This is a genomic window from Amycolatopsis sp. 505 (genome assembly GCF_031625235.1).
In the GTDB taxonomy this organism is placed as follows: Bacteria; Actinomycetota; Actinomycetes; order Mycobacteriales; family Pseudonocardiaceae; genus Amycolatopsis.
In genome coordinates this window covers 304680-317031 of the sequence record NZ_JACKQP010000008.1, presented here as the reverse complement: position 1 = coordinate 317031, position 12352 = coordinate 304680, and the positions used below count along the sequence as shown (strand labels likewise).

14 protein-coding genes and 1 pseudogene are annotated in these 12352 nt (G+C 72.0%); 9 read left to right on the top strand and 6 right to left on the bottom strand.

The features are described from left to right. Positions 1-178 precede the first annotated feature (178 nt). The 3 genes from H5965_RS29280 (at position 179) to H5965_RS29270 (ending at position 2779) form a co-directional block, all read left to right on the top strand. Positions 179-1006 carry an AraC family transcriptional regulator gene (locus tag H5965_RS29280; RefSeq protein WP_310974182.1) on the top strand — a complete coding sequence of 276 codons (828 nt, stop codon included), beginning with the start codon at positions 179-181 and terminating at the stop codon, positions 1004-1006. A gap of 73 nt (positions 1007-1079) precedes the next feature. Next, the gene (locus tag H5965_RS29275) at positions 1080-1919 is read left to right on the top strand and encodes a carbohydrate-binding protein (protein ID WP_310973665.1); all 840 of its coding nucleotides are present in this window, start codon (positions 1080-1082) and stop codon (positions 1917-1919) included. A 113-nt stretch (positions 1920-2032) separates the two neighbouring features. Next, positions 2033-2779, top strand: a complete 747-nt coding sequence (locus H5965_RS29270) for an alpha/beta fold hydrolase (protein WP_310973663.1) — start codon at positions 2033-2035, stop codon at positions 2777-2779. 34 nt (positions 2780-2813) lie between these two features. On the opposite strand, the gene H5965_RS29265 is transcribed toward H5965_RS29270, so the two are convergent. Together H5965_RS29265 and H5965_RS29260 are read right to left on the bottom strand one after the other, a co-directional pair. After that, entirely contained in the window at positions 2814-3887 is a 1074-nt protein-coding gene (locus H5965_RS29265; protein WP_396136962.1) for a glycoside hydrolase family 19 protein, read from the bottom strand. A gap of 277 nt (positions 3888-4164) precedes the next feature. Beyond that, positions 4165-4413, bottom strand: coding sequence for a hypothetical protein (locus tag H5965_RS29260; RefSeq protein ID WP_310973662.1), 249 nt, complete (start codon positions 4411-4413; stop codon positions 4165-4167). Between the two features lie 172 nt (positions 4414-4585). On the opposite strand from H5965_RS29260, the gene H5965_RS29255 reads away from it, so the two are divergent. After that, on the top strand, positions 4586-4903 hold the full coding sequence (locus H5965_RS29255) for a zf-HC2 domain-containing protein (protein ID WP_310974180.1): 318 nt from the start codon (positions 4586-4588) through the stop codon (positions 4901-4903). Positions 4904-5197: 294 nt separating this feature from the next. Here H5965_RS29255 and H5965_RS29250 read toward each other — a convergent pair. Then, positions 5198-5242 (bottom strand): annotated as a pseudogene (locus tag H5965_RS29250) (hypothetical protein); the annotation flags it as partial. A 462-nt stretch (positions 5243-5704) separates the two neighbouring features. Between H5965_RS29250 and H5965_RS29245 the strand changes: the two are divergent. The 3 genes from H5965_RS29245 to H5965_RS29235 are packed head-to-tail and all read left to right on the top strand — an operon-like array spanning position 5705 to position 6802. After that, positions 5705-6010, top strand: a complete 306-nt coding sequence (locus tag H5965_RS29245; protein WP_310973661.1) for a hypothetical protein — start codon at positions 5705-5707, stop codon at positions 6008-6010. After that, positions 6007-6357, top strand: a complete 351-nt coding sequence (locus tag H5965_RS29240; protein WP_310973659.1) for a hypothetical protein — start codon at positions 6007-6009, stop codon at positions 6355-6357. Before H5965_RS29245 ends, H5965_RS29240 begins: the two co-directional genes overlap by 4 nt. Continuing rightward, on the top strand, positions 6290-6802 hold the full coding sequence (locus tag H5965_RS29235) for an MFS transporter (RefSeq protein ID WP_310974179.1): 513 nt from the start codon (positions 6290-6292) through the stop codon (positions 6800-6802). The genes H5965_RS29240 and H5965_RS29235 overlap by 68 nt, the downstream gene beginning before the upstream one ends. Here H5965_RS29235 and H5965_RS29230 read toward each other — a convergent pair. The 3 genes from H5965_RS29230 to H5965_RS29220 form a co-directional block, all read right to left on the bottom strand. After that, positions 6780-7187: a hypothetical protein gene (locus H5965_RS29230; RefSeq protein WP_310973657.1), complete on the bottom strand. Its 408-nt coding sequence runs from the start codon at positions 7185-7187 to the stop codon at positions 6780-6782. The two genes, H5965_RS29235 and H5965_RS29230, sit on opposite strands and share 23 nt — an antisense overlap. Positions 7188-7230: 43 nt before the next feature. Next, on the bottom strand, positions 7231-8100 hold the full coding sequence (locus H5965_RS29225) for an oxidoreductase (protein ID WP_310974178.1): 870 nt from the start codon (positions 8098-8100) through the stop codon (positions 7231-7233). A 454-nt stretch (positions 8101-8554) separates the two neighbouring features. After that, positions 8555-9739 carry a glycoside hydrolase family 3 N-terminal domain-containing protein gene (locus tag H5965_RS29220; RefSeq protein ID WP_310973655.1) on the bottom strand — a complete coding sequence of 395 codons (1185 nt, stop codon included), beginning with the start codon at positions 9737-9739 and terminating at the stop codon, positions 8555-8557. Positions 9740-10516: 777 nt separating this feature from the next. On the opposite strand from H5965_RS29220, the gene H5965_RS29215 reads away from it, so the two are divergent. Further along, positions 10517-11095, top strand: a complete 579-nt coding sequence (locus tag H5965_RS29215; protein WP_310973654.1) for a LuxR C-terminal-related transcriptional regulator — start codon at positions 10517-10519, stop codon at positions 11093-11095. Between the two features lie 7 nt (positions 11096-11102). Further along, a complete protein-coding gene (locus H5965_RS29210) occupies positions 11103-12350 on the top strand; it encodes an extracellular solute-binding protein (protein ID WP_396136961.1) in 1248 nt (415 codons plus the stop codon). Positions 12351-12352: the final 2 nt, after the last annotated feature.

The window sequence follows — 12352 nt, the reverse complement described above, 5'->3', positions numbered from 1 at the left end:
GGGGCTGGTCCACTGTGGACCAGCCCCGTTCTGCTGTCCGGTACCCGACGATCGGATTGCGATCATCGGGGCAAAACGGCCGAATCGCCGTCGGATTGGTCTAGACTTTTCGGCCATGCGCGGTACGACCGTTCCGCCCGGCACGCCCTGCCGGACCCCGCGGCCGGGGGAGCTGCCGATGCACCGGCTGGAGGTGCCCGCCCCGCACGCGCCGCCGTTCGCCGTCGGCACGTTCGACGCGATCGGGCCGCTGTCCCGCGCGGACTTCCCGCACCGGCACACCTTCCACGAGCTCGTCCACGTCACCGGCGGCACCGGCGCGCACGTCGTCGACACCGCGCGCTGGCCGCTGCGGCCACCGCACTTCGGCGTCATCGCGCCCGGGCAGGTGCACCAGTGGGCCGGCGTCCGGGGGCTGACCGGGCACCTCGTGCTGTTCACCGACGACTTCCTCCTCGACCACCCGGCCGACCGCGAGCTGCTGCGGCGGCTGAGCGAACGACCGTGGCTGCACCTGGACGAGCACGCCGACGCGCGGGTCGCCCGGCTGATCGCCGACCTGGAGGACGAGTACCGCCGCGGCGGTGAGGGCACGGAGTCGGTGCTGCGGGCGCTGGTGCACGTCCTGGTCGTGCGGGCGGGCCGGCTGCTGGGCACGCCGCCGCCCGCGCCGGCCGGTGTGGTCGCGGCGGAGTTCGTCCGGCGCACCGGCCGCCCCGGGCCCGGGCCGTGGTCGGTGCGCGCGCACGCCGACCGCCTCGGCGTCACCCCCGGCCACCTCACCGAGGCGGTGAAGGCCGCGACCGGCCGCACGGCCGCGCAGCTGCTGCGCGAAGCCAGGATCCGGGAGGCACAACGGTTCCTGCTCCGGACGGACCTCACCGTCCGGCAGGTCGCGAGCCGCGTCGGCTTCGCCGACCCGGCCTACTTCTGCCGGTTCTTCCGCCGCGAAACCGGGCTGAGCCCCGGTGCCTTCCGGCGCGGCGGGGAGAAGCACCACGACTGACGGGTCCAGTCCATCGCCGCCCGCCCGGTGCCTGCCTACGTTCGAGGGATCCCCCACCCACGAGGAGCCAGGCATGGACGAGGAAAACCAGTTGAGCCGCAAGACGGTGCTCAAGGCCGCGCTGGCCGCGGGCGTCGCCGCGCCGGTCGCGCTGATCGGCGGCCCGGCGCTGGCCCGCGCGAACGCCGTCGGCGGCACGGCACCGGAGCTGACCCCGGCCTGCCACGACGGTGACGAGCCGACGATCGAGCAGACCGAGGGCCCGTACTTCAAGCCGAACTCGCCGGAACGGACCAACCTCGTCACCCCCGGCACCCAGGGCACCCGGCTGACCGTGACCGGCTACGTCTTCGGGCGCGCCTGCCTGCCGATCAACCGCGCGCTGCTGGACTTCTGGCAGGCGGACGTCAACGGCGCCTACGACAACACCGGCTACACCTTCCGCGGGCACCAGTACACGAACGCCCAGGGCGCGTTCACGCTGTCCACGATCGTCCCCGGCCTCTACCCGGGCCGGACCCGGCACATCCACGTCAAGGTGCAGGCGCCCGGCCGGCCGATCCTGACCACGCAGCTCTACTTCCCCGGCGAGCCGCGCAACAACACCGACACGATCTTCGACGCCCGGCTGCTGATGACGGTGCGGGACAACGGCTCCGCGAAGGAAGCCGCCTTCGACTTCGTGCTGAACGTCCCGCAGACGCCGACGTCGACGCGGCCCACGTCGACTTCGACATCGTCCCCGCCGACTTCGTCCACGCCGCCCGGGGGGACGTCTTGGGCGGTGGGTACGGCGTACCCGGCGGGCGCCCGGGTCACCTACGGCGGCCTCGGGTACGTCTGCCTGCAGGCGCACACCGCCCAGCCCGGCTGGGAGCCCCCGGCCGTCCCGGCGCTGTGGCGGGCCGAGTGAGGCCGCCCAGCTGACCGGGAACCGGCAGGCCCCGGCCGCATCCCGGGGCCTGCCGCCGGTACTGCGCACGTTAGGGGTCGACGCCGGTCCGGCGGCCTGCCAGATTGGGGACCATGACGATTTCCCTCGACGCCTCCGAGTGGGTCCGGCGCTTCCACCCGGCGCCGTCCGCCGCGGCGCGGCTCGTGTGCTTCCCGCACGCCGGGGGAGCGGCGAGCTACTTCCACCCGGTGTCGGCGGCGCTGGCGCCGTCGGTGGAGGTGCTGGCCGTGCAGTACCCGGGCCGGCAGGACCGGCACGCCGAGGCCCCGGTGGACGACCTGTTCGTGCTGGCCGACCGGCTGGCGGACGTGCTCGCCCCGGAGATCGCCGGGCCGGTGGCGTTCTTCGGCCACAGCATGGGCGCCAGCCTGGCCTTCGAGGTCGCCCGGCGGCTGGAAGCGCGGGGCACGAAGCTGCTCACCCTGTTCGTCTCGGGCCGTCGCGGGCCGTCGGCCCACCGCGACGAGCGGGTCCACGAAAAGGGCGACGAAGAACTGCTGACCGAGGTCAAGCGGCTCGGCGGCACCGACGCGGCGGTGCTGGACGACGAGGACATCCGCAACCTGGTGCTGCCCGCGCTGCGCAGCGACTACAAGGCCGCGGAGCTCTACCGCTACCGTCCCGGCCCCGACGTCGGCTGCCCGATCGTGGCGCTGGTCGGCGACGCGGACCCCAAGGTCACCGAAGCCGAGGCGCGCCAGTGGGCCGAGCGGACGTCGGCGGGCTTCGAGCTGAAGACGTACCCGGGCGGCCATTTCTACCTGAACGACCACGCGGCGGCGGTCATCCGGCTGATCGCGGACCGGCTCGCCGGCTGAGCGGGCGGGGCCGTGACCCCGCCCGCCCGCGGGCTCAGCAGTACAGGTTGGCGCCGGGGTCGACGCCGAGGACCGCGGTGATCTGGCGGTACTTGTCGACGCGGCTCTGCACCTGGGCGGGGTTGCCGCCGTTGCATTCGATGGAGCCGTTGATGCTGCGGATGGTCTCGCCGAAGCCGCGGCCGTTGACCATCGCGTTGTGCGGGGTCATGGAGCCGGGGCCGCTCTGGGTGTTCCAGTACCAGAGCCCGGTCTTCCAGGCGACGGCCGAGTTCTGCTCGACCTGCCACGGGTTGCCGAGCAGGTCGATGCCGAGCGCGTCACCCGCGGCCTTGTAGTTGAAGTTCCAGCTCAGCTGGATCGGGCCGCGGCCGTAGTAGGCGGCTTGGCCGGCCGGGCAGCCGTAGGGCTGGTTCCAGTCGCAGTAGTGCGGGTAGTTGGCGGTGTTCTGCTCGACGATGTAGACGAGCCCGCCGGTTTCGTGGTTGACGTTGGCGAGGAAGGCCGCGGCCTCCTGCTTCTTGACGGTGTCGCTGCCGGTGTTGGCGAAGCCGGGGTAGGCCGAGAGCGCGGCGGTGAGGCCGCTGTAGGTGTAGAAGGAGTTCCGGCCCGGGAAGATCTGGTTGAATTGGGCTTCGCTCACCACGAACGCGCCGGGGTTGCCGGGATCGGTGCCGCCGCCGCAGCTGAAGGGCTCCCAGTACCAGGTGCTGATGACGGGGTCGTAGCCCGGGTTGGCGTTCTTGGCGCGGTAGTAGCCGCCGTTGGTGTACCGGACGATCGCGCCGACGTCGTACCACTGCCCGGCCACCCAGTTCGGGTAGCTGCAGGTGGTGCCGCCCCCGCCGTCACAGCTGTAGGGCTCCCAGTACCAGGTGCTGATGACGGGGTCGTAGCCCGGGTTGGCGTTCTTGGCGCGGTAGTAGCCGCCGTTGGTGTAGCGGACGACGGCGCCGACGTCGTACCACTGCCCGGCGACCCAGTTCGGGGCACTGCACGCGGCGGCGGCCGCCTGAGGTGCTTGCCCGGTGGCGGCAGGTACGCCGAACACGAGCCCGGCAACGGCGGCAACAGCGGACAAGACCGCGACAAGACGTCTTCTCAAGATTCGCTCACTCCTTCGGCCACGACGGAGTCCGGGCGCGGGGGCGCCCGGTGTCGGAGGGGGTGTGCTCATCCGGCCAGACGAGGGTGACACCGGTCACTAGAGCAGATTGGTCTAGTCCAGTCAAGATTGCCGGGGGCCGCGGGCAAGGGTTGTGCGCGAAGGTCCCTTCCGGTGAACCGCCTCCCGGTGTGGTCACGGCGAAGGCGTCCGGCTCTCGGGTGCGGGCGTGCCGCGGGGCGGGCGACGCGGCACCGGAGCCGCGTGCCCGCCCGGCACGTCACCGCGCTTGCGGGATCTTCACCTGCATGGCCGGGGCGACGTGCAGGATGCGCTGCAGCCTCGCCCGGCCCAGCCGGTGGAGCATCTCCCCGAGCTCCTCCGGCGCGATGCTCCCTTCGAGGTCGATCCGCGTCGTCCGGACGACGCGGTCGATCTCCGAGGCAGGGAGCCGCCCCGCGAACTCCCCGGCCAGCCACACCCCGACCTCGTCCACGACGTCGTCCGCCCGGTGGCTCCGTACGGTCATCGCTCTCCTCGTTTCGGATCGCCTTCTTGCCCAGGTCGAAGCGGGGAAATCCCGGTCCGACGCCAGTCCGACGAGCGAGCCAGGGACCCATGACGCCGAATCGGCGAAGTTCGTGGCACAAAAGCTTTCCGTGTTCGGACGGGTGAGGTGCGTGACCATTGCCGTCACTCACATGGGCTGTTTGCCCTCGGAAGTTGTCGGCCGTTCGGGTAGAAATCCGCGGAACTCCGCCGAGGACGCGTCCATCTCAGGACTCTGGAGGCATCGGGTAGTGCGGGCGTTCCTCACGGGACGCGGAACGGAGACGCGATCCATGGGCCGGTACGACCGGACCGACCTCGGGGCGTACAGCCTGGGGTTGCTCGACGCCGCCGAGGCGGCCCGGGTCGAGCGGCACCTCGCGGCGTGCCCGGACTGCCGCCAGGAGGTCCGGGAGTTCGAAGCCGTCCGCGGCCTGCTCGACCACCTGGTCGAGGTGAAGTCCACTTAGGACTTGCGCGCCGTTGCGCTCAGCGTGAGGCGGCCGCCTTGACCGTCCGCAGCAGATGGCCTCCAGCGCTCCGAGCCGGTGCGTCAGGTAGTGGTGCAGTGCGGCGGCGTCCGGGCACAGCGCCTGCGCCACCCGGTCCAGCTGGGCCGGTGCGACCGCCATCCACAGCAGCGCCTGCGTGGTCGCGCCCAGCGGCTCCGGATCGATCTCCAGGTCGAAGAACACGGTGCCGCCCGCCTGAAGGCCGGCCAGGCGGCGCGCGACGGTCGCCGCCGACCAGCCGGTCGCCGTCGCCGGCTCGGCCAGGCCCGCGCGGCCGTCACGCTGCAGCGCCGCCATCAGAGCGGCGTCGTCCCTGGTCAGCGGCTTGCCCGGGCCGTCGTGGACCGGGGTGAGCGCGGCGATCTGGGCCGCGTCGAGGGCGTTGGCCCGGCCCAGCCACGCCGTCGGGCCGCCGAAGTACCGGTGCAGCAGCTGGTGCGCGGAAACCGCCGTGATGCTCGCCGTGCGCGGGATGTCCCGCAGGAGCAGCGCGTGGTCGCTCGCCGCCGGCGTGTGGACGTTCACGCAGATCTCCGTGTCGGCGGTCAGGCGGACCATCCACTCGGCCTGGCCGGTCCGCTGCGGGTCCGGCAGGCCGACGACGCGGAGCGACGCCTCGGCCCGGAGCCGGCGGCAGCGCCGCGCCACCGTCTGCGTGGAGACGCCGAGGACGTCCTCGATCCTGGTGAACGGCGCCCGTCGAGGTGCAGCGCGTTGCAGGTCGAAAAGCCAGGTGGGCGCCGAACGAAAGGAGACCCCGTGCTCACCCCGCTGCCGTTCGCCGCCTTCCTGATCACCGGCGGCCGGCTCGGCGACATCCTCGGCCGGGCCAAGGTGTTCAAGCTCGGCGTGACGGGCTTCGTGCTGGCGTCGCTGGCCTGCGCGGCGGCCCAGGACGCGGCGGCCGCGCTGATCATCGGCCTCATCCGCGCCCTCTTCGACGGCGGCGATCTCGCGAAGGCCCTGGGCACGATCGGCCCGGTGATGGGCCTTTCCGCGGTCACCGGGCCGCTGCTCGGCGGGCCGCTGACGCGGCGATCTCCTGGCGGGCGGCGTTCCTCGTGAACGTCCCGCGCGGGCTCGCGGTGCTGATCGCCGCGCGGCTGCTGCGGGAGGACCGCGCGGACACCCGGCCGCGGCTCGACCTCACCGGCACCGCGCTCGTCGTCGCCGGCGCCGGGTTGCTCGTCTACCCGCTGATCGACCCGGCGGGGACGAACTGGGCCCTGCTCGTGGCCGGCGCCGTGCTGCTGGTCGTGTTCGGCTTCCAGCAGCGCCGCGCGGCCGCGCCGCTGGCCGAGCCTCTTCACCCACGGCGGGTTCCCGGCCGCGCTCGCCGGGTCGCTGCTGTTCTTCGCGGTGATGACCGGCCTGATGCAGGTGGTGCCGATGCAGCTGGGGCTCGGCGCTGACGTCCGCACCGCGGGCCTGACGCTGCTGCCGCTGTCGGTGGGGCTCGCGGTGTCGTCGTCCGTCGCCGGCGCCCGGCTGGTGCCGAAGTTCGGCCCGCGCGTGATGTTCGCCGGGCTGGCGCTCCTGCCGGCCGGGGTGCTCGCCATGGCGGCCGGCGGGGTGGGCGCGTACCCGTGGGCGCTGGCGCTGTGCGGGCTCGGGATGGGGACGTTCACGGTGCCGTTCTTCACCGCGGCCCTCGACCGGGTCCGCCCGCACGAGCCGGGCTCGGCCGCCGGGCTGCTCAACGCGGTGCAGCAGCTCGGCAGCACCCTCGGTGTCGCCCTCCTCGGCGGGCTCTACCTCGGCACCGGCACGGCCACCGCGGCGTTCGGCCTGGGGGCCGCGCTCGCCGTGGCCGCCGCCGTCGCGGTTGTGCCGCTCAGTAGTCGTCGCGGCCGGTGAACTGCTGCTCCAGCAGCTCGGCCGCGCCGGCGACCAGCTCGAGCGGGTCGGTGAACTCGTTGATGTCGAGGTTGATCAGCGGCAGCGAGTGGCGGAGCACGACGTGCTCGCCCATCACCGCGAGCCCGCCGACGACGATCGCCTCGCCGACCTCGGTCAGCACTTCCAGGAGGTCGACCTGCTCGTGCCGCGCGAACGGCGTCGCGATCTGCACCCAGTCCTCGCGCTGGTCGAGGATCTCGCGGGCGATCACGACGATCTGCGCCCGCTGTTCGGTGTCGGGATCGTCGCCGAAGACCAGGCGGATGCGCAGTTCGTCGGGCTCGTCGCGCACCACCCGGTACGACTGCCTGATGTACGCGACCAGATCGCCCCACTCCGCCACGGTTGCTCCGTTCTCGTGCTTGTCCGGGCGCTCAGCGTAGCGATCAGGCGGCGCCGATCCGGTCCAGATCGGCGAGAACGTCCGCGGGCAGTTCCAGTTCGGCGGCGGCGAGGTTCTCCCGCAGGTGCGCGGGCGACGACGTCCCGGGGATCAGCAGCATCGACGGCGACCGCCGCAGCAGCCAGGCGAGCGCGACCTGCATCGGCGTGGCCCCGGCCCGCGCGGCGCAGTCGTCGAGCAGCCCGGACTGCAGCGGACTGAACCCGCCGAGCGGGAAGTAGGGAACGAAGGCGATCCCCTCGGCGGCGCACTTGTCGACAAGGGGATCGTTCTCGCGGTGGGCGACGTTGTAGTGGTTCTGCACGCAGACGACGGGCGCGATCGCTTTCGCTTCGTCGAGTTGCTCGGCGCTGACGTGACTGAGACCGAGGTGCCGGATCAGCCCTTGTTCTTGAAGCTCGGCGAGCACCCCGAACGGTTCGGCGACCGACATCGGGACGGGGTAGTCACCGGCGGCGTTGCTGAGCCGCAGGTTGACGACGTCGAGCGCGTCGACCCCGAGGTTCCGCAGGTTGTCGTGCACGGCTTCGGTGAGGTCCGCGGCCGACAGGGCGACCGGCCACCCCTTGTCGGCGCTCCGCCGCGCCCCGACTTTCGTCACGATGACGAGCGACTCGGGGTAGGGGTGCAGAGCTTCCTTGATCAGGGCGTTGACGGTGTGCGGGCCGTAGTAGTCACTGGTGTCGAGATGGGTGACCCCGCGTTCGACGGCTTCCCGCAGCACGGCGACGGCCGTGTCGCGGTCCTTCGGCGGCCCCCACACACCACGTCCGGCCAGTTGCATGGCGCCGTAACCCATGCGCGTCACGGAAAGTTCGCCGCCGAGGGTGAAGGTGCCGCCGAGGTTCGCCATGCCGCTCCTTGCTCCGGGTGCCATCGCGGAAAGTCTAGCTACGGCTGGCGTCCCATTTCTGTCGGTGCCGATCGGTAGCCTGTAGATCGGGGGCTGCTCACGACGCCTGGCTGCTGTTTCCTTTGTGGCGCAAGGGAAGCGGCTTGGCGACTTGCCCGCCGATGTTCACCCGATTCAGTGGTGATCTTCGAACGCGCGTTCGGTACCGTCGTGGGTATGGCGACAACGATTCCTTCTGCACAACCGAAAACGCAGCCGCTTCTCCGCCGGCCGGGCAAAGCGCTCCCAGGGCGACGGCAAGGATCGCGCGGCCGGGTTCCCGATCGCGCCGGAGTCCGGCCGCTCGGCGGTCCGGTTACGCGTGCGTCCGGCGCGGATTTCGGCGTCCGGCAACAGATCCCGCTTCCTGGCGAGCCACGTCCTCGGGCGAGGCCGTCCAGGGGCAGGCCGGATCTCAGCAGAGGCCCTTGCCCCGCAGCACCCGCGCGACCGAATCCTGCACCCGCGGTTTCGGCAGTTCCCCGCTCTGCACGGCCTTGGCCAGCCGGTCCAGCACCTCGTCCACCCGCCCTCCGGAGGACCACAACGCCTCGTCCGCGCCGGCCTGCAGGGCCTTCAGCACCGCCTCGGGCAGCGGGTACTGCGCGGTGATCGCCTTCATGGCCCCGAGGTCGTCGGTCACCACCGGCCCGGTGAACGCGAATTCGCCGCGTAGCAGCCGGTACGCGGCGGGCGAAAGCGAGGCCGGCACGCCACCGGTCAGGTCCGGCACGTCGAGGTGGCCGACCATCACGGCGACCGGCCCGTAGTCGGCCAAGCCGCGGTACGGCACGAGGTCGACCGCGCGCAGCTTGTCGAGCGGCGGCGTGACCACCGTGCCCTTGTGGGAGTCGCCCGAGCCGTGGCCGTGGCCGGGGAAGTGCTTCAGCACCGGCTGGATCCCCGCGTCGCGCAGGCCCTCGGCGAAGGCTTTCGCGTAGGTCTTCACCTTGGCCGGGTCGGGGCTGAACGACCGGTCACCGATGACGTCGTCGTCCGGGGCGTTCGTGACGTCGGTGTCCGGGGCGAAGTCCACGGTCACCCCGCGGGCGCGCAACTGGCGCCCCCGCTCGGCGGCCAGCGCCCGGACCTGGTCGGGAGACTTCGTCTCGGCCATCGTCCGCGCCGACGGCAGGTCACCGTCGAGGTCGTCGATGCGCTGGACACGGCCGCCTTCCTCGTCGACCGACACCGCCACCGGCACCCGGGCGACGGCCTGCACCGCGTCCAGCGAGCGATCTTTCAACAACGCTGTTGCGTTACCCCCGATGAAGATCCCGCCGACCTGGTGATCCCGCACCAGCGAAACGGTCGCCGCCGGATTGTCCCCGGACACACCCACGACGACCAGCTGCGCAACCTGGGCCCGAACATCGAGCCCGGCCGCCATCGACGCGCAGTCGCCCGGCCGCGCGAGCTGGGAGTTAGGAGCGGACGCAGCAGGAGGAGAAGCCGCCGGAGCAGGAGCCGGCCGAGTGGAATTGGAGGCCAGAGGCACGGCCAACCCGGACACGACCCGCGGTTGCAGGCCCGCGACCAGCAGACATCCGGCCACGATGGAGAACGCCACCCCAAGGGCAGCAAGACGTCGGCGGTTCATCGGTCCCTTCACTAGTCCGTGTGCCCCCCGACCGTAGTCGACGCCCCGACTCGGCGACGTAAAGAACGGCCCCGCTGCCCCGGCCTGACGACCGCGGGCCCGAACCCTGTGGCCGCGACCAGCGTGCTCAATGCCGCGACCAGCACCCCGCCGCCTCACGACCGCAGGCCGCAACGCCCCAGCTGGCCCCGCCGGCCACAACCAGCGTGCTCGACCCCGTGGCCAGCCACCACGCCGCCATCGAAGCCGCCTCCGCTGCCCTGCCTCGCGACCGCGGGCCGCAACGCTCCAGGTGGCCCCGCCGGCCACAACCAGCGGGCTCGGCCCCTTGACCAGCCATCCCGCCGCCGTCGAGGTGGCCCCCGGGCTGCCCTGCCTCGCGACCGCAGGCCGCAACGCTCCAGCTGGCAGCGCTGGCCGCGAACAGCGTGCTCGACTCCTTGACCAGCCATCCCGCCGCCGTGGAGGCCGCCCCCGCTGCCCGCGATCGCTGGCCGAAAGGCGACAGCAGGCCCGGCCGGCCACGAGCCGCGCTCAGCCCCATGGCCAGCCACCCCGCCGCCATCGAAGCCCCCCGTTACCCCGTCCTCGCAACCGCGGGCCGAAACGCGACAGCGGGCCCCGCCGGCCACGACCAACGTGACCAGCCACCCCGCCGCCATCAAACAGCCCAACTTCACGGCGTGAAGAATGGCTCCGCCGCCGTTAGAGAATTCGTGAAGGCGGCCTCAGCAGACTGGTCCGAGGCAGGCGTTGTCGTGGGCTGAGGAGGGTTCGATGGACCAGGTGCGAGTGGCCGCGTGGGCGTCCGACCCGATTGCCCTGACCGGGCTGATCAACCACCTGAAGTCCCGCCCCGAACTGCTGGTCCTGCCGCGGGCCCGCCGGGGTGAGGCGGCCGTTCTCGTGTTCGCCGTCGGGGAGGTCGACCGGGAGGCCGTGGCCGCTCTGCGGGCCGCCTCTGCCGAGTCTCCCGCCGCTATTGTGCTGGTGGCCGGGCGTGTCGATCCGGCGCACGTCGGCCTGCTCGCCGACTGCCACGTCTCCGCCGTGCTGCCGCGGACCGCGCTCGATCGGGTCACCGGGAGCGTGCTCGCCGCCGCGCGGGGGCGATCCGCGCCGCTGCGTGAGCAGGTCGAGGCCCTCGCCGATGAACGCGGTGGGGCGGCACTCACGCCGCGCGAGGTGGATGTGCTTCGCCTGATGGCCGAAGGCTGGGACACTGCCGAGATCGCGGGAAAGCTCTGCTACTCGGAGCGGACCGTGAAGAACGTCATCTACGCCATGACCAACCGGCTCAACCTGCGCAACCGGCCGCACGCGGTCGCCTACGCCGTGCGGGCCGGTGTGATCTGAGGAAGCCCTGTTGCGAACGATCGCCATCCTGGTCGCCGCGTTGATCCCGCTCGCCGCCTGCACTCCGGGTGACGCCGGGGGGAAGACCGAGCTCACCATCGCGACCTTCGGTGAGTTCGGCTACGCGCCCCTGATCGCCGAGTACGAAAAACTGCACCCGGACATCACGGTGCAGAACCGCGTCACCGACTTCGACACGCACCACAAGGGCCTCGCGACCCAGCTCGCCACCGGACGCGGTGCCGCCGACGTCGTCGCGATCGAAGAGCAGTACATGCCGCAGTACCGGAAGGCGAAGGACAAGTTCGCCGACCTGGCCGGCTTCGGCGCCCGCGAGCTGGAAAAGCAGTGGGTGCCGTGGAAGTGGGCGCAGGGCACCGACGGCGCCTTCGTGCTGGGGCTCGGCACGGACATGGGCAGCCTCGCCCTCTGCTACCGGCGCGACCTGTTCCAGGCCGCCGGCCTGCCGACCGACCGCGACGAAGTCGCGAAGCTCATGCCGGACTGGGACGCCTACGCCGCCACCGCCGAGCGGTTCACCAGCAAGACGCCGAACGTGAAGTTCGCCGACTCGGCCGGCACCGTCTACACGGCGATGCTCAACCAGTCGCCGGAAAACTACTTCTCCCAGCGTGACGACTCCTTCATCGCCGACCGCAACCCGAGCGTGCGCACCGCTTTCTTCCTCTCCGGCGGCCTCGCCGCGAAGGGGCAGACCGCGGCGGCGACCACGTTCACCCAGGCGTGGAACGTGGCGATCAAGCAGGGCTCCTTCGCCACCGTCGCCTGCCCCGCGTGGATGCTCAGCCAGATCAAGGAAGCCGGCGGGGACGCCAACCGCGGCAAGTGGGACGTCACCACCGTGCCCGGCAAGAGCGGCAACCAGGGCGGCTCGTTCCTGACCGTCCCGAAGCAGGGCGCGCACCAGAAAGAGGCGTACGAGCTCGCCCGCTGGCTGACCGCCCCGGAGCAGCAGAAGAAACTCTTCCTTTCCGACGGCATCCTGCCCAGCGAGCCCGGGGTGTACGAGGATCCGCAGGTCGTCGCGCACACCGACAGTTACTTCGGCGACGCACCGACCGGGCGGATCTTCGCCGCTTCGGCCGACCAGCTGCGTCCGAACTACCGCGGGCTGCGCGACGCCGACGTCCGGCCGGAGTTCGGCCGGGCCCTCGGGCGGATCGAGGAGAAGACCGACACCGTCGAGCAAGCTTGGACGACCGCCGTCCAGCAGGCCCAAGCCGCCCTGAAGTAGCC